This is a genomic window from Bacteroides sp. AM23-12 (assembly GCF_003434395.1).
Classification (GTDB): domain Bacteria; phylum Bacteroidota; class Bacteroidia; order Bacteroidales; family Bacteroidaceae; genus Bacteroides; species Bacteroides thetaiotaomicron.
In genome coordinates this window covers 329,752-351,020 of record NZ_QTLF01000003.1, presented here as the reverse complement: position 1 = coordinate 351,020, position 21,269 = coordinate 329,752, and the positions used below count along the sequence as shown (strand labels likewise).

General features: G+C 40.0%; 14 protein-coding genes. 6 read left to right on the top strand and 8 right to left on the bottom strand.

All coding sequences use genetic code 11. From position 1 onward, the window contains the following. Positions 1–9: 9 nt before the first annotated feature. Positions 10–1,254, top strand: coding sequence for a DUF4861 domain-containing protein (locus DW640_RS05105; RefSeq protein WP_008762841.1), 1,245 nt, complete (start codon positions 10–12; stop codon positions 1,252–1,254). A gap of 278 nt (positions 1,255–1,532) precedes the next feature. On the opposite strand, the gene DW640_RS05100 is transcribed toward DW640_RS05105, so the two are convergent. The 6 genes from DW640_RS05100 to DW640_RS05075 form a co-directional block, all read right to left on the bottom strand. Continuing rightward, complete coding sequence (locus DW640_RS05100) at positions 1,533–2,723, bottom strand: hypothetical protein (protein ID WP_117577497.1); 1,191 nt, start codon at positions 2,721–2,723, stop codon at positions 1,533–1,535. 205 nt (positions 2,724–2,928) lie between these two features. Further along, the gene (locus DW640_RS05095) at positions 2,929–3,963 is read right to left on the bottom strand and encodes a BACON domain-containing protein (protein WP_008762843.1); all 1,035 of its coding nucleotides are present in this window, start codon (positions 3,961–3,963) and stop codon (positions 2,929–2,931) included. A 17-nt stretch (positions 3,964–3,980) separates the two neighbouring features. After that, positions 3,981–5,237 (bottom strand): DUF4302 domain-containing protein, encoded by a 1,257-nt coding sequence (locus DW640_RS05090; RefSeq protein WP_008762844.1) that lies wholly within the window; start codon positions 5,235–5,237, stop codon positions 3,981–3,983. Positions 5,238–5,249: 12 nt separating this feature from the next. Continuing rightward, the gene (locus DW640_RS05085; RefSeq protein ID WP_008762845.1) at positions 5,250–6,128 is read right to left on the bottom strand and encodes a putative zinc-binding metallopeptidase; all 879 of its coding nucleotides are present in this window, start codon (positions 6,126–6,128) and stop codon (positions 5,250–5,252) included. A 13-nt stretch (positions 6,129–6,141) separates the two neighbouring features. After that, the gene (locus tag DW640_RS05080) at positions 6,142–7,701 is read right to left on the bottom strand and encodes a RagB/SusD family nutrient uptake outer membrane protein (RefSeq protein WP_008762846.1); all 1,560 of its coding nucleotides are present in this window, start codon (positions 7,699–7,701) and stop codon (positions 6,142–6,144) included. A gap of 18 nt (positions 7,702–7,719) precedes the next feature. Next, positions 7,720–10,851 carry a SusC/RagA family TonB-linked outer membrane protein gene (locus tag DW640_RS05075; RefSeq protein WP_072067222.1) on the bottom strand — a complete coding sequence of 1,044 codons (3,132 nt, stop codon included), beginning with the start codon at positions 10,849–10,851 and terminating at the stop codon, positions 7,720–7,722. Positions 10,852–11,218: 367 nt separating this feature from the next. Here DW640_RS05075 and DW640_RS05070 point away from each other — a divergent pair, with 367 nt between their 5' ends. Genes DW640_RS05070 through DW640_RS05050 form a run of 5 tightly spaced genes read left to right on the top strand, consistent with a single transcriptional unit; the run spans position 11,219 to position 19,490 of the window. After that, the gene (locus DW640_RS05070; protein ID WP_165360391.1) at positions 11,219–14,548 is read left to right on the top strand and encodes a SusC/RagA family TonB-linked outer membrane protein; all 3,330 of its coding nucleotides are present in this window, start codon (positions 11,219–11,221) and stop codon (positions 14,546–14,548) included. A 35-nt stretch (positions 14,549–14,583) separates the two neighbouring features. Next, positions 14,584–16,137: a RagB/SusD family nutrient uptake outer membrane protein gene (locus DW640_RS05065; RefSeq protein ID WP_008767465.1), complete on the top strand. Its 1,554-nt coding sequence runs from the start codon at positions 14,584–14,586 to the stop codon at positions 16,135–16,137. A gap of 14 nt (positions 16,138–16,151) precedes the next feature. Beyond that, complete coding sequence (locus tag DW640_RS05060) at positions 16,152–17,066, top strand: putative zinc-binding metallopeptidase (protein ID WP_008762851.1); 915 nt, start codon at positions 16,152–16,154, stop codon at positions 17,064–17,066. 12 nt (positions 17,067–17,078) lie between these two features. Beyond that, positions 17,079–18,410: a DUF4302 domain-containing protein gene (locus DW640_RS05055; protein ID WP_032850617.1), complete on the top strand. Its 1,332-nt coding sequence runs from the start codon at positions 17,079–17,081 to the stop codon at positions 18,408–18,410. A gap of 15 nt (positions 18,411–18,425) precedes the next feature. Further along, positions 18,426–19,490, top strand: a complete 1,065-nt coding sequence (locus DW640_RS05050) for a BACON domain-containing protein (RefSeq protein WP_048698138.1) — start codon at positions 18,426–18,428, stop codon at positions 19,488–19,490. A gap of 118 nt (positions 19,491–19,608) precedes the next feature. Here the strand turns inward: DW640_RS05050 and queG are convergent, their stop codons facing one another. Beyond that, positions 19,609–20,640, bottom strand: coding sequence for a tRNA epoxyqueuosine(34) reductase QueG (gene queG, locus DW640_RS05045; protein WP_048698141.1), 1,032 nt, complete (start codon positions 20,638–20,640; stop codon positions 19,609–19,611). Then, the gene (locus DW640_RS05040) at positions 20,640–21,254 is read right to left on the bottom strand and encodes a polysaccharide deacetylase family protein (RefSeq protein ID WP_016269215.1); all 615 of its coding nucleotides are present in this window, start codon (positions 21,252–21,254) and stop codon (positions 20,640–20,642) included. The genes queG and DW640_RS05040 overlap by 1 nt, the downstream gene beginning before the upstream one ends. Positions 21,255–21,269: the final 15 nt, after the last annotated feature.

The following is a 21,269-nucleotide window of genomic DNA, read 5'->3' as shown; positions in this document are numbered from 1 at the left end:
GTGTATAATATGAAGAAGATATTTATTTTGGCTGCTATTGCCCTGATGGGTTTTGCCTCTTGTGCTGACAGCAAGCAGTCAATGACGGTTACAGTGACCAATCCTCTGGCGTTGGAGCGCACAGGTGAAATGGTTGAAGTTCCGATGAGTGACGTTACAGCCAAGCTGCAGCTGGCTGATACGGCTCAGATCGTAGTGCTTGGTGAAGATGGCCAGCAAGTACCTTATCAAGTGACGTATGACGAGAAAGTGGTTTTCCCGGCTACGGTGAAAGCAAATGGCACAGCCACTTATACTATCCAATCCGGTACTCCCGACCCGTATAATGTAATTGCCTGCGGCCGCTATTATCCCGAACGTCTGGACGACGTGGCATGGGAGAATGACCTGGGCGGATACCGTGCCTATGGCCCTGCCTTGCAGAAGCGTGGTGAACGTGGTTTCGGCTACGACCTCTTTACGAAGTATAACACTACGGAACCGATTCTTGAAAGTCTTTACGCTGAAGAACTGGATAAGGAAAAGCGTGCCAGAATTGCCGAACTGAAAAAGACAGACCCTAAAGCGGCTGCCGAACTGCAAAATGCCATCTCTTATCACATTGACCACGGCTACGGAATGGATTGTTATGCCGTAGGTCCTACGCTGGGCTGCGGTACAGCCGCTCTGATGGCGGGTGATACGATTATCTATCCTTATTGCTATCGGACACAGGAAATCCTTGATAATGGCCCGCTGCGTTTCACAGTGAAGCTGGAATTTAACCCGTTGACTGTCCGTGGCGATTCTAACGTGGTGGAGACGCGTGTCATCACATTGGATGCCGGTTCGTATCTCAACAAAACCGTTGTTTCGTATACTAACCTGAAAGAAGCGATGCCTGTGACTACCGGAATCGTTCTTCGTGAACCGGACGGTGTGGTTACAGCAGACGCTGCAAACGGCTATATCACCTATGTAGACCCTACAACCGACAGAAGCGGCGGTAACGGTAAGATATTTATCGGCGCTGCATTTCCTTCACTGGTAAAAGAGGCAAAGACCGTTCTTTTCCCGGAAAAGGAGAAGAAGGAGCTGCGCGGTGGAGCTGACGGTCATGTATTGGCAATCAGCGAGTATGAACCGGGCTCGGAATATACTTATTACTGGGGTTCTGCCTGGGATAAGGCTGCTATCAAGACGGTTGATGCGTGGAATGCGTATATGGCTGAGTATGCGCAGAAGGTGCGTACACCGTTGACGGTGACTTACTAAGACGGTAGTTAATAAACTCTGGTACAAGCATTCTAATATGTCACGACAGGTCTTAATATCTGACTTCTCAGGTATTAATACTTGTCGCGTCAGTTATTAATACCTGAGAAGTCAAGTATTAATAGCTGATAACCCAGTTATATAAGGCTCTCCTTATTTCATTCGAAAGGCTGAAATAAGGGGAGTTTTATTGTCGGGTAGAATATGGGTATAACAAGAAAAACGGTTTTATAAGAGATTTCCTAGTGTGAGTACTATATAAACGAATAATGCAGTACTTAAAATGTATATCCTATCACTCCTGACCATCCATTAACGAGGGCTGATTTTTCCATCATGTCTCTTAAGCCTTTGAATTGAGCGCGTATGCATATCATTTGTTTGTTTTTCCGCGAAAGTTTGAAGTTTACTCCCGCATTGGCGTAATAGCCAGGGTAGACACCATCCAGCCATCTCTCGCTCTTATCATTTATCTTTATCTTGGCATTGATCATTCCACTGAAGTCTGCTCCAAGCTCAACAAATGGTCGCGCCATTCCTTTCGGATAGGTATAGCGTATTCCTAACTTACCCGAAAACATTGTTCCGCTATGTTTAAATATAGTGGATGAATTTTCATTATTCAATGATCTTGCAGAGGATGTTATGCGGGAAAAAGACACATCAAAACAACCACTGAGCGAACTCATCCACCGTCTATTGCTGATAGCTAAAGTGACTCCTGCCAGGTAAGATAGTTCGGGTGAGCTATAGAGCCCGATCGGACTACCCGATGGTACATTATATTGAATAACTCCTACATAAGGAGTTATATCTAACTGTATTGAACGTTTATCTTCTTTTGCTTCAAATTCAATGCAATCTTCATTACTGGTACACATTGCATAATGATATTCTTTTGTGATTTTTATCATCTCCTTTCGGCTGAAACGAGCCCGGTCTATTTGGGGAGCCAGGCTTGGGCAGTCTTTGAATGCGTAATGAAGAAGGGGAATATATCGGTCAGTCTGGCCTTTAAACTGTATATTGGTAGCCTGCTTGGACAGTTTGGGCGCATCTATTTTTACAAGGGTATTATTATCTTCAACAAAATAGATTGGTATGTTATCTTCTGTCTCATAGTAGTACAAGCTTTTCATTCCTTGTAGCAAATATTCGAGAAAGACGGGGGTAGAGACACCGTATTTCAATTCTATGTTCTTGGAGACATAGTATTTACCGTCGTCTGTAAAACGGTATCCCAAGATTTCGAAAGGATGATAGGTTACTGGTTCGATATCATTACCTTGTGATTGAAAGACGCAGCGTTTAGCATTCATCTTATCTGTACGGTAGTCGATTTCTCCATATATTGTGTCTTTCTGAACAGTGATGATAAATCCCGGACGATAGTTGTTTTGTGCGTAAAGTACAGGGATTAATAGTAGGCATGTCTTTAAACATATTAGTCGGAAAAGAATCATTTTCATATGTGTGATTGTTGGTTTAACTTTTTTGTGTGTCCGAAAGATACGAATTAATTTAATAATAACATCATCTTTTGTATTGCTTTTTATATGGAAAAGGATAATGTAAAGGGTGTCCAATGTTGAACACCCTTTATATGAATAATTAATGTAAAGCTAAATCTTATACATGTTAGAGAGACAGACTTAGCTAAGCACGCTTGCCGTCTTATTTGCTTAGTGTAAGAGCGTTGAATTTCTCCAACCATCCTGCACTTCCTGTTCCCGCAGCACCGGAGAATGCCCAGTAGGCAATGCCATTGACTACGTCTCCATCCCAGGAGCCATTATCACCAAATACCAAGGCAAATTTGCCATTGATGGATGACGGATAAGCAACATATTGCGTTGACATATCCCAACTGACATATCCACCTTCAGACAATGTTACTGTATAGATGTTATATCTCCCAGCATATGTTCCTAAATTAAGACCTCCCATTGTGAGTAAGGCCTCTCCATTATAGATTAACGGTAGGTCAAAGAAATTGGAAATACCTGACAAGTAGAAGATGGTAGGTTCCTCTTCATCCTGAACTACTTCTATTTCTCCAGCTAGAGTACTATCATCTCCATCAACAAAGGATACTCTCCATTTGCCTGCGATGTCTTTCAATTCATACTCTCCAAGATGATAGTAAATCGTTTTTTTACCTGCGGTAACTTTAACTGCCGCTCCTCGTGGGGTTTTATCAGCACTCGCAGCAACATTAAATGTTATAGTTCTGTTTTCTTCGTCAAGTGTGTATGATAACCAACTTTGGGCTTCGGCGGGTACTTCTATTGAATAAGATGCTGTGGTTGAGAAAGATACTGTAGCAGAACCACCTGCATAAGTAAAAGCATGCCCCAATTCTGATTTATTATACAGAATAACACAGCCACCCTGTGAAACAGGAACCAAAGTGGATGCTTCACCATCTGTTATGGTTACAGCTGCCGTACGTCCGGACATATCATTATTTTCAATGACAGAAACATTTATAATATCTCCATTCACGCTTACGGTACACCAATCTTTATTGGAGGTAGCAGTAATTTCACTTATTGCGTTAACTTTTATTGTACCGGTTCCTCCAGCAGATTCAAATGTGACATTTGAGCTAACAATCTGCAAAGAAGATGTTTCTTTATCGTCGTCGTTACTACATGAGAAGACGAATACGCATAATAATAATGCAAATATGCTTGTTATTTTCTTCATAATATGCTGTTTGTTAATTAATCAACTTTTATCAATGTTACATCTTGGAACATTGTAGAGAATCCATACCAACCGTCTGTTTTTTGATATACCAGCAACATAAGGGTGCAAATAGGATTGTTTACATAAGTGAACTTAATTGTAAGCGGATCTGTATTTGCAATACGTCCTTGGAATACAGCTGAGTCATCTGCATAGAAATTGCCTCCGGGAATTCCTGGATATAATAATACGTTGTAACCTTGATATACGCCAACTGTCTGAGAAGGTACATCAATACAGTCTGTTGTCATATTATAGTTATAGACAAATTCAATAGGAGTACCACTCAAAGCAAAATTCATTGCAAATGATTTTCCTATCATTTTTTGTTTGAGCTCAAGTTGTATACGTTGCCCATTTGCTAATTGTAGTATATAGTTGCCTAAATAGTTGAGATATCCTTCCGGACAATAGAATTCTATTTTTGCATCTACACCTGTATCTGTACAAATATATGTAAGGTTTTCATTATCCCATTTGAAGTTGTTTATTTCTACTCCATTAACTACTAATGGTTCATACATTTTAATGCCTTCCTCTGTATATATGAACGGATATAGACTTACGGTTGTTTCACCGGTTTCGTCTACTTTGGTAACTGAGAAGGCATGCTCTTCCTGTCCCATTTTAGTTATTTCCTGACCATTCACAATTAACTTATAGGTTACATATGAAGCCTGTGAAACGACATTGGCAATATTGGTCAGTTTCTCTTGCCAATTTGTTTCAGCAGGCAGAGGTGTCATGATCAACGTTACTCCATGTTTTTTCCCAGTCAGTACGATCTTTTCTTTTGAAACGCTTCTGAAGACGAACTCATAATCTCCGGCATATCCTGGTGAATTATAACCACTCGGTTCACAGAATTCGTGAATTAATTCATTGTATGAATCAAAACTTAATTCTGTTCCCTGGTATGATTCAACTTTATACAAGGAAGTAGATTCTTCTCCAATTTCGTAATTATCTGTAGCGAAATCTGCAGCCATAATTACATTATTGCCATCAAATCGTGCCAAAACATTGAAGCCACCATATTCTCCGTCTTCTCCTGTATAATACTCGAGTAACCACCCATTGGCTGCGCCCTTTAAAATCTCCTGACATTCGTTGACGGAGGCTATAGCCCGTTGTGCAGAAGATTCATCAAAGATATCATCTTCATTAAACAGACACGATTGCATCATCAGGCAAACGCAAGTCAGTAAGCCATATATTTTAATCTTTCTCATATCCTACAATTATTAAAGCGTACTTAAATCTAATTCGGTAATTTCACTTTGCCGGCGCAAAACAATTTCGCGCAATTTGTCTAAATCAAGTCCCCAGGAATTGAGCATGTAATCAAATACAATCTCAAATTTCTTTTCTATGATCGGTCTTCCTGTTGTGCCGGCACTTGCTAGCATATCTTCCCAAGTACTAGCGTCATTGGTGACATAAATAGCAACCATCTCCGCAAAATCTTCCGTAGCACGGTCCATTGCATAAGGAGAGATAAATCCTTTTTGCAGAGCAACCGACTCAGATACCCTATACCAGCTTGAACCTACGTAGTCGGATTCCGATATACGATCGTATGATGTATCATAGGCTTTTTTCTGATTAAGAATATGTGTAAATTCATGATGCATTGTCTTGAAATAGTACTCATTTAATTGAGCTACACTGAGATTGTTTTTATCTATTTCATTTACACGAAACAGGGTTACTTTCATTCCTCCTTCGGCTTGTCCGAGGATCATACCTGACTCGGTATAAGCAACATTTCCAATGAATTGGAGTAGTTTAGGGACATACGTACGGGTCATGTCAATTCCCCATATTTCGTCATAAGCTTCCATCCATACAAATTTTACAATCTTAGCCAATGTAATTGCGTTGTCATACTTGGCTGGAACCAGATGATATTCTACATCCGTTTCATTGTCATCCAGACGATATTTCACCTGGATATTATAAGTGTAAACATAGTTGTCAAGTAGCCATTTGTCAAACTCGTTGGGCTCATAAACTTCAGTAGGATCAAATATACTGCGTTTGGTATCAATATCATCTTTATTACATGAGCCTAAAAAAACGGCTATAGTAACGATCAATGTATATATTATATATTTTTTCATAACTTATCGATTTTTATTTAGTTCTAGGGTTTGGTTTTAATCCGGCTGAAATAACATCGCTCGGTATCTGTATTGCTCGACGAGGATCATTGGGTTCCAGCTTATCTGTGACGGTAATAGTACCATTATCATTCATTAAACGACGATAGATAGTAATACCGTAGCGTTTAATATCCTGCCAGCGTAACCCTTCATGTAAAGTTGTTAAACGTCGTGCATGAAGTATGCAGTGGATTACATTTTCCTGTGTTTCATTTGTTATAGTAAAGTCGGGGTTCAATTTTTTCTTAACTGTAGATTCAGTAGGAGTGTAATATTCCATGCTTCCGTAGAAATCGTTTATAGATTCTGTGGTAAGCGGGGTAGTAGAACGTGTGTATGCTTCTCGCCATATATTTAAATCAGCAATTGCCTGTGGATACATTTCTTTCATCGCATAAGCTTCTGCACGACAGAGTAATGTTTCATCTGTAGTAAATGCTGCATTGATCATGTGTCCGTTGATTGTTCCGGCTACTGCGTCAACCACTTCTTTATATTGAGTTATTTTCATAACAACGATTTTGGTCGGCAGTGCACTTGAGTTACTCCAAACACCCATATAATAGTCACTTCCCCAAGGACCGACGGAATTGCATGTCTCATTGCCTACTTTCGGTCCATGGGCGTATCTTTCGCCTAGTCCATAAGGTGCATGAACATATCCCCAATAAGAACCTGCACTGACCAATAATAAGTTAGCGCCATTCGTTGCATCTACATAAGCATTTGGCTGAACACTGCCATTTATGTCTAGTGCACCCAAAGATTTCCAGTCGCGTACAGAGGTGGCTGGATTGCTTCCTAATACTTTTGTTGCGTAATCGATCACCTTAGTGTAATTGGATTTATCCGATTTTACATAGTACAAGTAAAAGCGGGCAGCAAAAGCTTGAGCTGCTTTCTTTGTAAAGTGATATTTGGGGACTGCATAAATATCAGTAACCAGATCTAGACCTTCCAATAGATCTTTCTCAATATTTTGGTATACCTCCTCTAGAGTTCCGCGTTGATAATCAGGGCTTACGGTTGTCTCTATCGTTTTCATGTAGGGGATACCCAAGTCTGAACTTGCTTGGCTGCTATAAGCGTTACAAAATATATTGGCAAGTAAAAAATGAGCATAGGCGCGACATACTAGGGCTTCTCCCTTTTCAGCGCTAAGAGAAGCTGGATTTCCTGCGTCTTCAATCACTTTCAAAACCTCGTTGCAGGCAGAGATTGCCATATAGCAAGATTCCCAAAGTGCATGGGGAGAGTCCTGATCTTGTTCTGCAGAGTCTGCCCACTTATAGAGATCTTCTTGCAAACGGTTGAAAGAAGAAAAGCGATTCGGATAAGCATCAGTATTGTCTGATGACATTTCCCCCATCTCACAGATTGCTGTAGTAGGATAGGCGGAAAGTAATATTTTGCCAACATTGTTTTCATTCAGCTCGGTACGATTGTCGGGAAGCTCATCTAAGAAATTAGAACACGATGAGAGCCCTATTGCGAGCGCGGCCACACTGGCCATTATTATGTATTTCTTCATATTCGTTCTTATTTTAAATTATAACCCCAGTCTTAAAGTAATAGTAAATTGGCGGGGAACCGGTGAGGCAACACCACCTGCATTAAAGAATTCCGGGTCCTGACCATTTAGCTTATCATCCGCATAGATTAAGAAAAGGTTGGTGGCTTGGACTTTCAGCGAGAGGTCTGTTAACTTCAATGGGTTGATCCATGCTTTGGGGAAGTCATAAGCCAGTGAGATTTCTTTCAGACGGATAAAATCCCCCTTTGCAATGCGTTCTGTTGAATAATTGTAAGCATTGTAGGCATACTTCAAGTCTTCATTGCTGTCGTACATACGTTTGCTCAAAATAGCAGGAACATTAGTCTTTGCTTCGTCTCCGGGGAGTGTCCATCGATTTTTAAATTCACGAGTCATTGCCGTTAGATCCGAATAATATGCTTTGAATACGGGATTTAAACGGATAACATTTCCAAATGAATAAGTGATAAATAAATTCAAACGGAAACCTTTGTATGAGAACATATTACCCAAACTACCTGTAATGGTAGGATCAGTCGGACCTTCATACTTCAGGAAACCAGTATTTTGGCGTTCCTGGAAATTTATATCGGTACTAGTCGCTTCGCCCTTTTCATTTATAATGACTGGAATACCATCTTTGTCGAGACCTACAAATGGGATAGAGAATAGCCCACGAACCGGATAGCCTTGTTTAGCGAATCCATTACCGGAAATAAGCTCCATCACATTCGCATTTTGTTTCAAATCAGTGACTTCATTTTTTGCATTAGAGAATATAAAGTCGGTGTTCCAGTTGAAATCTTTTGTTTTAATATTCTTAGTTGATAAAGTGAATTCAATACCATGTGATTTCATTGAAGCGATATTTGCATACTTCAGGATCTGTCCACCTGCGCCTTGTGTATTAACGATACCAATCAAATCGTAGTTGTTACGTTTGTACCAGTCTACAGCTAAATTAATGCGGTTATTCAAGAAGCCCATGTCGGCACCAATATTCAACTCGTGCTTCTTTTCATAAGTTAATTCGCTATTTTCTAGTTCCTTAATATACAATCCGGACTCCTGGATAGAAGTAAATGGTCGATAAGGACTATAGCTGGTTATAATAGCCTGTGAGTTTGTTACGTCTGCCGGACCGCGGTCGGCTGTTAACGAATAAGATGCTTTCAGTGTAAAGTGTGAAAGAACAGAAGTTAAATTGCTGAAGAATTTTTCTTCGTGGGCATTCCATGCTCCTGATACGTTCCATGTAGGTAACCAACGTGCCGAGCGGCTCTTACCCATACGGTTAGTACCTTCGTAGCGGGCTGTTCCATTCACAGTATAACGACCTTTATAAGAGTAGGTAGCATTGGCGAAGAAGGCGGCACTACGGCTACGGGTCTGACTCAATGAGTAGTAATTATTGCCGTCTTCGATACCTTTTTTGAAGAATTCATATACATAGTAGGGTATTTCGCCCATTGAGTATTGCATACCCCACCCTTGATAGTAATTCTTTGATCGGTCTGTAGAGTTGATTTCTGTTCCTGCAAAGAAGTTAGTGATATGTATATCATTAAATACGTGGTTCCAACTAGCTGTAGCTCGGAAGTCATAACCTAGCATCTTATAGTCTCTACGTTGATAAATACCACCTTCCGGTAAGATAGAGATCGGTAGTGCATATGGATTATCTGGGTTCTTATAAAGAAATGGATTGCGGTCCATAATTGTCTTGTCATCTAGACCTGCACGATAAGCCGATGCCTGGTTTGACTGGTCTTTAATGTTGTGCTCCTGTGAAGTTGATTGATACTTCACGGCTCCCAAAGCGCTTAGCTCTAATCCGGTAATTGGTTTCCATTTCAACTCGCCTTGGAACTTTAAATCTGCAATGTTCAGTTCCATGTAATTGTTGTCCAATTCGTTCAGAATGTTGAAATCAGCATAGTTGCTGGTGTAATAAGTGTTTGGGTCTAATGTACGTGAAGTATTCAATGCATATGAATAGGGGTTGATGTCAAATTCACGTTTTACCTGACCGTTTACTAGGTCAATGTCTTGTCCTAAAGTTCCCGGTGCTTTTTGCTTACGATAAGAAGCACTTGATATCAAGTTTATGCTTAGGTTCTTTAAGATATTATGATTCATATTTAAGTTGGCTGTATAGCGATCAACTCCACTTTGCTTGTACCATCCCGGATCGTGCATAGCACTTAAAGAAGCATAGAACGATGACTTTTCTGTACCAGAGCTAAGACTTACAGAATGATTCTGACTTAGACTGGGAGAGAAAAGTGTGTCAAACCAATCGGTATTTCTCATTTCAGCTTCACGTAGATAGGCATTTTTAGCTTCGTCAGTATTTAATAACGCATATTGTCCGGTAGTAGGATCGTATGTGTTAATTAACTGATACATCTTTCCGTATACACCACTTTCTGCAGTTCGGGAGGTTTCAGCGAAATTTAACCAGCCTTTCTGTTGCATTTCTTTGTATACTCCCATCTGATCTTGCGAGTTCATGATGTTAAAGTCATTGTAGCTTGGTACTAAACGGGTAGTAAATTCACCGGTATAGCTTATTCTACTGACTCCGGCTTTACCTTTCTTTGTAGTAACAACGATTACACCTGCCATTGCACGTGCACCATAGATTGAGGTTGCTGAGCCGTCTTTCAAAATCTGAAAGCTTTCAATATCATCTGCGTTCAGACCGGCAATAGCCGAACTAATCAGAGTTTCAGCATCGCCTGAAGATAGTTGATCAGCGCTGACTTCTACAGCGTCTTCCATAATAACTCCATCCACTACCCATAATGGTTTGGAACTACCGTAAATGGAGGTAGCACCGCGAACGCGGATTTTGGGAGCTGTACCAAATGTACCGGATACATTCTGGACTGACACACCCGCAGCACGCCCTTCAAGACCACGGCTGATATCTGCCATGCCATTAAGTTTTACGCCTTCTGCATCAAGTTTTGTTGCAGCTCCCGTGAAAAGGCGCTTGTCCATTTTTTGCATACCGGTTACCACTACTTCCTCCAGAACTTCTGCATCTGGTTTCATCAGAATTCTTATTGTTCCTGTTTTGATAGGAATCTCCTGAGTTTTCATTCCAATGTAGCTAATTTTCAAAGTTCTAGCAGAACTTATTTTATTTTCTCTTTTTTACGTAACACATAATTGTATCATATTCTCCTATAACCTATTTTCATACTAATTATTTATATCTAATATAATTTTTATATTATTCAAGGCTTAGTTAAAGATAAAAAGGAAGTGTTTAGATGACATAATGATTATTTGAACAAGGCTAAATTTGCACAGGCTGACATAAATGTGACATTATGATAGTTTGATGATATATATTTATCTTCATAACTATCATAATGTATTTACAATAGTTTTCAAATTTATTTTGAATAATTGTTTTGTATTTATAAATATGTGCTTATATTTGCAAAATAGCACTAAGCGAAAATAAGCGACTTACTAATTCTTATAATAATAAAGAGTGTTTATGAAAAGAAAATTAATGCTGTTATTGGCCTGCTTGCTGGCAAGCATAGGTCTAGTGATTGCCCAAACACCTAAAAAGGTGACAGGTGTCGTCATTTCTGAGGAAGATGATCAGCCTGTTGTGGGAGCATCCGTATTAGTGAAAGGTACAACGATGGGAACAGTCACCGATATCGATGGTAAGTTTACCATAAACGATGTACCAAGTTCTGCTAGAACTTTGAAGATTAGCTATATCGGATTGAAAACTCAGGAGGTCCCCATAAAAGCAGGAACGATAAGAATTCTGATGAAACCAGATGCAGAAGTTCTGGAGGAAGTAGTGGTAACCGGCATGCAAAAAATGGACAAACGCCTTTTTACTGGTGCAACTCAACAATTAACAGCTGATAATGTAAAATTGGATGGTCTCCCTGATATTAGCCGTGGACTTGAAGGGCGTGCTGCGGGTGTGTCAGTCCAGAACGTATCCGGTACGTTTGGTACTGCTCCTAAAATTCGTGTACGTGGTGCTACCTCCATTTATGGTAGCTCCAAACCATTATGGGTGGTGGATGGAGTTATTATGGAAGATGCTATTGATGTGGGACCTGATGATTTATCTTCTGGTGATGCTGAAACTCTGATTAGTTCGGCTATTGCTGGTTTAAATTCCGATGATATTGAGAGCTTTCAGATTTTGAAAGACGGTTCAGCAACCTCAATCTATGGTGCACGTGCAATGGCAGGTGTAATCGTTGTTACTACAAAGAAAGGTAAAGCCGGAGTCAGCAAAATTAATTATACGGGTGAGTTTACTACGCGTATGGTGCCCTCATACAAAGAGTTCAATATTATGAATTCTCAGGAGCAAATGGGAATATATAAAGAATTGGAGCAAAAAGGTTGGTTGAATAGTGCTGATTTATTTCGTGCAAAGAATTCAGGTGTGTACGGACGTATGTATAAACTGATCGACCAGTTTAATGAAACGAATGGTCAATTTGGGCTGATGAATACTTTAGAAGCACGTAATGCTTATTTGACCGAAGCCGAAATGCGTAATACCGACTGGTTTGATGTATTATTCTCAAATAATATTTCACAGAATCACTCTGTAAGTATTACTTCAGGTTCTGATAAATCATCTTTTTATGCGTCATTGAGTGCCATGCTTGATCCGGGATGGTATAAGCAGAGTGAAGTGAAACGTTATACAGCCAATTTGAATACGACTTATAATATCTTAAAGAACCTAAGCATAAATTTGATATCAAGTGCTTCTTACCGTAAACAGAATGCACCAGGTACCATGAACTCATCATTGGACGTTGCGGCAGGTCAGGTTACACGTGATTTTGATATCAACCCCTATTCATACGCACTGAATACTTCGCGTACATTAGACCCTAATACAGATTATGTGGCTAATTATGCTCCATTTAATATTCTCCGTGAATTGGACAATAATTTTATTGAGTTGAATGTTGTTGATGTAAAGTTCCAGGGGGAGTTGAAATGGAAGGTGTTGCAGGGCCTGGAAGTCAGTGCGCTGGGTGCTGTGCGTTATCAATCATCATCACAAGAACATAATATAATGGATGATTCTAATCAAGCAATTGCTTATCGTACGGGATTGGACGATGCTACTATTCGTGATGAAAACGACTGGTTGTATAAGAATCCAGATAACCCATATGCATTACCTATTTCGATTCTTCCTGAAGGAGGTATTTATCAGCGTCAAGATCGTAAGATGTTGGGACTGGATTTCCGTGGTACTGTATCCTGGAATCATCTATTTGCAGAAAAGCATATAACTAATCTTTTTGCAGGAATGGAAGTAAATGATCTTCAACGCTCTAACTCTTCATTCCAAGGATGGGGTATGCAATATTCTATGGGTGAGATTCCATCATATGTTTATCAGTATTTTAAGAAAGGTATTGAGACTGGAGAAAAGTATTATTCTATGGGGCATACTAGATATCGGAGTGTAGCTACATTTGCAAATGCTACTTATTCGTATGACGGACGTTATACGCTGAATGGTACTTTCCGCTATGAAGGAACTAATAGAATGGGGCGTAGCCGTTCTGCTCGTTGGCTGCCAACGTGGAATCTTTCTGCAGCGTGGAATGTTCATGAAGAGAAATTCTTCCAATCACTTCAACCAACGCTTTCAAATTTGACATTTAAGGCATCTTACTCATTGACAGCTGATCGTGGTCCGGCTGATGTAACAAATTCACAAGCTATTATTAAGAGTTATTCACCTTATCGTCCTTTCACTGATATTCAAGAAACGGGTCTTCATATAGTGGATTTGGAAAATAGTGAATTAACGTATGAAAAGAAGCATGAATTGAATATAGGAGTGGATGTAGGTTTTATTAATAATCGCATTAATCTTTCAGCTGACTGGTACACGCGCAATAACTATGACCTGATTGGGTTGATTCCAACACAAGGAGTGGGAGGTACTATTTATAAATATGCCAATGTAGCTACAATGAAGTCACATGGTATTGAATTTACCCTTTCAACCAGCAATATTAAAACGAAAGACTTCTCATGGAATTCTGATTTTATTTTTTCTCATGCTAAGAATGAAGTTACTGATTTGCGAGGACGTACTCGTATGATGGAACTTGTTTCGGGAAATGGATTTGCACGTGAAGGATATCCTGTGCGCGGGCTTTTCTCCATTCCTTTTGCAGGTTTGGATGAAAAAGGTATTCCTATGTTCGATATCAATGGAAATATAACATCGACTGATATTAATTTCCAGGAACGTGAGAAGTTAGATTATTTGAAATATGAAGGTCCGACAGATCCTACAATAACTGGTAGTTTCGGTAACGTTTTTGCATATAAAGGGTTTAAACTCAATGTATTCATGACTTATTCATTTGGTAATGTTGTTCGTTTGAATCCATATTTTAATTATAAATATTCCGATTTGAGTGCTATGCCTCGTGAATTCAAGAATCGTTGGACGCTTTCTGGGGATGAGGCAAAGACTAATATTCCTGCAATCTTGAGTAATCCGCAATATGAAGCAAACCGAACATTGTATAAAGCTTACAATGCTTACAATTATTCTACAGAGCGAATTGCAAAAGGTGATTTTATCCGTATGAAAGAAATCTCACTTTCTTATGAGTTTCCTAAGAGCTGGATTTCTGCTGCGAAGATTTCCAATCTTTCTTTGAAGTTACAGGCAACTAATTTATTCCTTATTTATGCAGATAAGAAATTGAATGGTCAAGATCCTGAATTCTTTAATACTGGTGGTGTAGCTTCACCGGTGCCACGTCAGTTTACATTAACTCTGCGTTTAGGATTGTAAGAGAATGATTTTAATAATAAAAAAAAAGATTAAAGATGAGACGAAATCAATTATATATTCCATTGTTCATCGCAACGCTTGCTATTGTCGGTAGCTCTTGTAATGATTTTCTTGACGAATTACCAGATAACCGGACGGAGCTGAATTCTGAGCAAAAAATAGCTAAAATGCTTGTTTCTGCTTATCCGGAAGGATCTGCGAATGAACTGTTTGAACTTTATAGTGATAATACCGACGATAACAGTGCCAGATATTCTTATTATAAGTTATCTGAGGAAGAGTGCTATAACTGGAAAGATACCCAGGAAGAATATCAGGATACGCCTACAAATCTTTGGGAAACCCATTATATAGCTATTGCTTCTGCTAACATGGCTTTGGAAGAGATTGAGAAACGGGGAAATCCGGAATCGTTGATGCCGCAGCGAGGAGAGGCTCTTGTTTGTCGGGCGTACAATCATTTTGTATTAGCAAATATTTTTTGTAATGCTTATAATACTCATGCATCACAGGAATTAGGTATTCCTTATATGACTAAAGTTGAAACAACTGTGCAACCACAATACGGGCGGGGTACTTTGCAGGAGACTTATGAGAAGATTGAGAAGGACTTATTAGATGGTATGGCTCTTATTTCCGATGATAGTTATTCTGTGCCGAAATATCATTTCACAAGGAAAGCTGCATATGCTTTTGCTGCACGTTTCTATCTTTATTATATGAAGCCTGACTTTTCTAATTGTGATGAGGTGATAAAATATGCAGATCGTGTGTTGGGAAGTGATCCTGCTGCCGAATTACGGGATTGGGAAGCGTTGGGAAAACTCTCTGCTAATGATAATGTACAGCCCGACGCATATATTGCTTCTACAAGTAAGGCTAACTTGTTGATAGGTAGTACCGTATCTAACTGGGGTATTATTCTGAGTAATTACATGACAGGAAAACGTTATCTACATAATAAGTTAATTGCTTCTTACGAAACATCACGTTCTTCCGGATTATGGGGTATCCCTGACCGCATGTATATGCAGCCTTTTACAACATCGGGCTATGAATGCAGTATGTTGAGAAAGGGCGGTTATTATGCTGGTGACTACCTGTATTATATGCCTGTGATTTTCTCTACAGACGAGACTTTGCTTTGCAGGGCTGAGGCTTATACGCTGAAAAAGAACTATCCAATGGCTGCTGCAGATCTTACTACATGGGAGAAAGCATATACTTCTAATAAGCAAACTTTAACTCCGGGGATGATAAATGAGTATTATGATAAGATGGATTATTACAATCCGACACAAAATCCGACTCCCAAGAAAAAGCTTCAGCCTGATTTTACTATTGAATCAGGTATACAGGAGAACTTTATTCACTGCATTCTGCATATGAGACGTATTGCTACTTTGCACGAAGGTCTGCGCTGGCCGGATATTAAACGTTATGGAATTGTTATCTATCGCCGTTCTATTGCTAATAACAATATAGTCGTAACAGATGAAATGCCGGTAAATGACGCAAGACGTGCTATGCAAATTCCTAAGAGTGTAGTTCTGGCAGGAATGCAACCCAATCCACGTACTGAAAATTAAAAGGAGGAAATAATATGAAGAAATATTATATTTATATACTAACGGCTGTTTTGCCCATTCTTTGGGGAGCCTGTAATAATGGCGATGATATTGACACCAAGCATAGTATTTTTTCAACAGAGCCAATGGAACATAATGGTTTTGATGAATGGTTGCTTGCTAATTATACATATCCGTATAACGTTGATTTCAAGTATCGTATGCAAGATATTGAAAGTGATCACAAATATAATCTGGTACCGGCGGATTACGATAAATCGGTTGCTTTGGCCAAGATTATCAAGCATGTATGGATGGAGGCATATACTGAACTTGCCGGACCGGCTTTTCTTCGGTCTTATGTGCCAAAAACTTTTCACTTGATAGGTTCTCCGGCTTATGATAGCAGTGGTACGAAGGTGTTGGGTACTGCCGAGGGAGGAAAGAAGATAACATTGTACGAAGTGAACAGTCTGGACTTTGAGAATGTCGATATCGAAGTTTTGAATGAGTATTACTTTAAGACGATGCACCATGAATTTGCACATATCCTGCATCAGAAGCGTAATTATGACCCATCGTTTGATCGCATTACCGAAGGAAAATATGTTGGTTCCGACTGGTATTTCTATGTTGCTGAAAATGGAAATTCATATTTGCGAGAGGATGCGGATGCATGGCCGGAAGGATTTGTGACGGCATATGCGATGAGTGAGGCAAGAGAAGATTTTGTAGAGAATATCGCCATGTATGTTACTCACGATCAGGCTTACTGGGATAATATGCTGAAGGTTGCCGGAACTGCCGGAGCGGCTATTATTAATCAGAAGTTTACTATTGTATACAATTATATGCTTGAAACTTGGGGTATTAATTTAGATGATTTGCGTGAGATTGTGTTAAGGCGTCAGCAAGAAATTCCGGAGCTGGATTTAAGTACTATTGAATAAAACAGGAAGATTATGAAAAAGAATATAATGATTTATTTGTTGATGGCTCTTGTATGCTTTGGTTTGCAATCCTGTCTTTTCCAGGAAGAGGATTATTTTGATGATTCTTCAGCGAACCGTGCAACAGAGGAAGTGAAGCAATATAGTGAGCTATTAGAATCGGCATCTAATGGTTGGAGAATGGAATATTACATAGGTCAGGACTATGCTTTGGGAGGCATAACTCTTCTGTGCAAGTTTGATGGTCAGCGAGTTACAATGGCATCTCAAGGATACGAAGGCGATGAGACTATTTCCTCTCTTTATAAGGTTGTATCGGAGGAAGCTACTATGCTTACATTCGACACTTATAATGCTTTTATTCATGCATATGCCAAGCCACAAGGCGGAGGTTCCAACCCAAATGCCAACCTGCAAGGAGATTATGAGTTTATTATAAAAGAAGCTTCAGCCGAGAAAATTGTAATGCAGGGCAAAAAGTATGGAAATACGATAGTAATGTATGCGCTTCCGGATGATTTGAACTGGGAGGCATATATAAACTCTGTGAATGACGTAGAAGAGAATGCTTTCTTTATACAATATCAGTTGTTGGTTGATGGAAATTTAGTTGGTATGACGCAGCGAAGTAATTATACTTTTGTTATAGCCTATAATGATGGTGGTAACATTGTACAAGAGCAATCTCCTTTCCTTTTTACAACCGATGGCTTTCGTTTCCGGGAACCAGTTTCACTGGCAGGAGTAACTGTGCAAAATTTTGTGTGGGACCCTTCCTCCGAGCTTTTTACTTGTACTGACGAGGGGGCAACTAACGTTAAAATGAAAGGAATTTATCCGGAGGGATATATTAAATATAATGATTATCTAGGTAATTATACTCTTACCTGCAAGATGTATAAAGATAATAATTTGACAGACGAAGAATTACCAATATCTATTATAGAGGATGTAGAAAATAAGAGTTATATTCTCAAGGGACTAATTGGTGATATAGTGCTCGATTATGATAGAGGTGAAGGAATTATGTCCTTTAAGACTCAAAAGGTAGGTTATATATCAGGATATTATTTGGGATGTACTACATATTGTTATGCCATGGGATTTTATCCTACATATATTAGTTATCAGGCAGGTCTGATGTTTGGTTTTGTGGCAAATGTACAACAGTCTCCGTTTGGATTTACATTTGAGGATGATGGGGTATTCGAAGCAGTAGGTGGTGCAAAAGCTGATTATATGGCCTTCGACCGCTATTCGGCACCTGATTATAGTCAAAGTTCATATGTTCAAGGGGTGGCACGTATGTATGGAGAGATGGTCTTTATGAAAGTTGAGGAATAAATAAAAAACTAGATTATGAAAAATATACTGAATTTATACTTAATAATATTCTGCTTATTTTTTGTTGCAGGATGTTCTTCAGATGACGATGCTGCCACTGTAAAATTGACAATTATAAAATCAGATTTGGATATGAAAGCTAGTGGTGGCACTGGAACTGTCGAATTTGCAGCAACTGGAACTGTCACGGCTACGGTGAATGCCGATTGGTGTCAGGTAATCGAAGTTGCAGATCATAAAGTTTCCATTTCTGTAGATGCTAATACGGGTTATCCGGGGCGTAGCGCACAAATCGTTTTAACTGATGGTGTGAGTACGCAGCAAGCAACCATACTGCAGGAAGGAGCTATTTGGAAATATAATAGAGATGCTACCTATTTCACATTGACAGATGCTGCAGAGGAGGTCCCTGTTGAAATGTCGAGTAATTTGCCTATTCAGGTATCTATTCCAGCAGATGCTTCTCAATGGTTATCCTATGAAATGACGAGTGATGGATTTAAGTTTATTGCAACAGAGAATCTCACTGGTAAAATTCGTTCGGCCATTGTAAAAGTGACTACTGGCATTCGTGAAATTGAATATGCTTTATTGCAGTACGATATTGATGACTTATTGGGACAATGGACAGGTGTTGTGAAAGTCGTTGCTACAGCATTTGGTATTAATCAAGTTCTTTCATTAGAGGAAAATACTCAAATTGTTAAAAATCCGGGTGGTAATGGCTATATATTCCAGCTACCAATGACAAGGCTGTTGGGAGCAACGATTGTTTTAGCGGTCACCTATCAAGATGGAGCTTTAGCTATAACCACTCCACAGCAGCAAAATTATGCTTTGTCTGATGGGCAAGGAGGAGTGATGTACGGCTCAATAATAACTAAAACTGATGATGGTTTGTATTTACAGGGAAAAATTATTCTTTCTCCTGTATTAATGAATGATGGGCAGGTTGCGTTAGCTTATATTACAGATGCATATATGTCAATGGGATTATTTAAGGGAAGAGTTCCGTCTCCTGCAAATTATGCAGGACTTTCTATTGATTTTCCTGCTATTTTGATGCAATATGCTGAATAATATTTTGCATGAAATACTATTTTTATATAGTGGTTTAACTGTTTGTTATGAGAAGAACTTGCATTAATTGATCCTAAGAGCTATTATCGTAAGGTAGTAGCTCTTAATATTTAAATATTTATTTAATAATCTTTATATTACGCATCAATCCACCATACTTAGCCCTTTTCACTGCACTACCTTTGAAAATGGTTTTATATTGCTCCTCACTCAGCGAATGCCAATCATCCTTCCTCATACTTAACAAAGAAGGAGACGGTTGAAATTCGGCTGTCCGGCAAGGAGTGGCAAAGCGATTCCAAGGGCAAGCTTTCAGGCATTCGTCACAGCCATATATTTTATTACCCATTTTTTTGCCTACATTGAGCGAAAGTTCCCCACGATACTCAATGGTAAGATAAGAAAGACATCTCTCGGAATTGAGCCTGAAAGGGGCTTCCAGCGCTTTTGTCGGGCAGGCATCCAGGCAACGTGTACACGAACCGCATTGATTTCGTTGTGGAGAGTCATAATTGTCAGCTTCCCTATCAAGAATAATTTCCCCTAAGAAGAAGCAGGAGCCGGCGTGAGGAATGATGAGATGTGTATTCTTTCCTATCCATCCCAAGCCGGTACGCCATGCCCAATAACGTTCGAGTATGGGAGCGGTATCACAGAATATGCGGCCTTGAAGCGGAGAAGCGGAGGTTTGGGATACTGGGGCTTGGGGTGCTGAGGCGTAGTTTTCAGTATATGTGCCGATATTGTTTGTCGAGGCGATAGTACTGTCTGTTTCTTCGGAGAATGAAACTTCTTTTTCTATAAACTCAAAAAGTTCCTTCAATTTCCCCTTCATCACATCGTGATAATCTTTCCCGTAGGCATACCATGCAATCTGATACTCACCTTCGGGAAGTTTTTTTGCCGGATAATAGTTTAGCGCAACGCTGATCACCGTACGTGCCCCTTCCACCAACAAGCGCGGATCGAGCCGTTTATCCTCATAATTCTGCATATACGCCATCTCTGCCTGGCAACCGTCCGCCAGCCATTGACGGAAGGCGGTAGCCACAGTTTCATCCACAGCTTCGGCAGGCGCCAGTCCGCAGGCGGAAAAGCCGAGGCGTAGTGCTTCGGCTTTAATTCGGTCTGAGGAGAGGAGCTTTTCCATTAAAATACCTTGAATTCATAGCCCTCCGCTTTCAGAAATTCGATGGCACGGGGGAGGGCATATTGCAGATTCCCGTTGTTCCACGATTTCAGAGAGTCGTGGAAGGTGATGATGGAACCGTTGCGTACGTAGCGTTTTACGTTATTCAGTACCTGTTCCGGGCGCATTCGCTTACTGTAGTCACGGGTTACGAGGTCCCACATAATGATACGGTAATGGTGGCGAAGAGTGTAATATTGCCGGAATCCCATGTGCCCATGTGGCGGGCGGAACAAGTCCGAGTGGATAATTTCGTCTACCCGTCTGGTGTTGGCCAGATAATCCGGATTGGAATATTCAAAGCCGCGGATGTGGTTGAAAGTATGGTTGCCGATGCGGTGTCCGTGTTCTACCACCATCCGGTATTCGTCCGGGTGTTTGCGGATATTGTCGCCTACCATGAAGAAGGTAGCTTTAATATCGTGTTTCTTCAGTAGCTCCAGTACCCAAGGGGTTACTTCCGGGATAGGGCCGTCGTCAAAAGTCAGGTAGACAGCCCGTTCGTTTGGGTCCATCCGGAAGATGGCTTGTGGATACAGCGCTCGGAAGAACCAAGGTGGTTGTTCTATAAACATAAGAGTCTTTATTAT

Bases quoted from the DNA above. Each gene is read 5' to 3' on its own strand.
- queG (WP_048698141.1), bottom strand. From the start codon at position 20,640: ATGGAAAAGCTCCTCTCCTCAGACCGAATTAAAGCCGAAGCACTACGC.
- DW640_RS05070 (WP_165360391.1), top strand. From the start codon at position 11,219: ATGAAAAGAAAATTAATGCTGTTATTGGCCTGCTTGCTGGCAAGCATA.
- DW640_RS05090 (WP_008762844.1), bottom strand. From the start codon at position 5,237: ATGAGAAAGATTAAAATATATGGCTTACTGACTTGCGTTTGCCTGATG.
- DW640_RS05095 (WP_008762843.1), bottom strand. From the start codon at position 3,963: ATGAAGAAAATAACAAGCATATTTGCATTATTATTATGCGTATTCGTC.
- DW640_RS05105 (WP_008762841.1), top strand. From the start codon at position 10: ATGAAGAAGATATTTATTTTGGCTGCTATTGCCCTGATGGGTTTTGCC.
- DW640_RS05080 (WP_008762846.1), bottom strand. From the start codon at position 7,701: ATGAAGAAATACATAATAATGGCCAGTGTGGCCGCGCTCGCAATAGGG.
- DW640_RS05060 (WP_008762851.1), top strand. From the start codon at position 16,152: ATGAAGAAATATTATATTTATATACTAACGGCTGTTTTGCCCATTCTT.
- DW640_RS05065 (WP_008767465.1), top strand. From the start codon at position 14,584: ATGAGACGAAATCAATTATATATTCCATTGTTCATCGCAACGCTTGCT.
- DW640_RS05085 (WP_008762845.1), bottom strand. From the start codon at position 6,128: ATGAAAAAATATATAATATATACATTGATCGTTACTATAGCCGTTTTT.
- DW640_RS05100 (WP_117577497.1), bottom strand. From the start codon at position 2,723: ATGAAAATGATTCTTTTCCGACTAATATGTTTAAAGACATGCCTACTA.
- DW640_RS05040 (WP_016269215.1), bottom strand. From the start codon at position 21,254: ATGTTTATAGAACAACCACCTTGGTTCTTCCGAGCGCTGTATCCACAA.
- DW640_RS05050 (WP_048698138.1), top strand. From the start codon at position 18,426: ATGAAAAATATACTGAATTTATACTTAATAATATTCTGCTTATTTTTT.
- DW640_RS05055 (WP_032850617.1), top strand. From the start codon at position 17,079: ATGAAAAAGAATATAATGATTTATTTGTTGATGGCTCTTGTATGCTTT.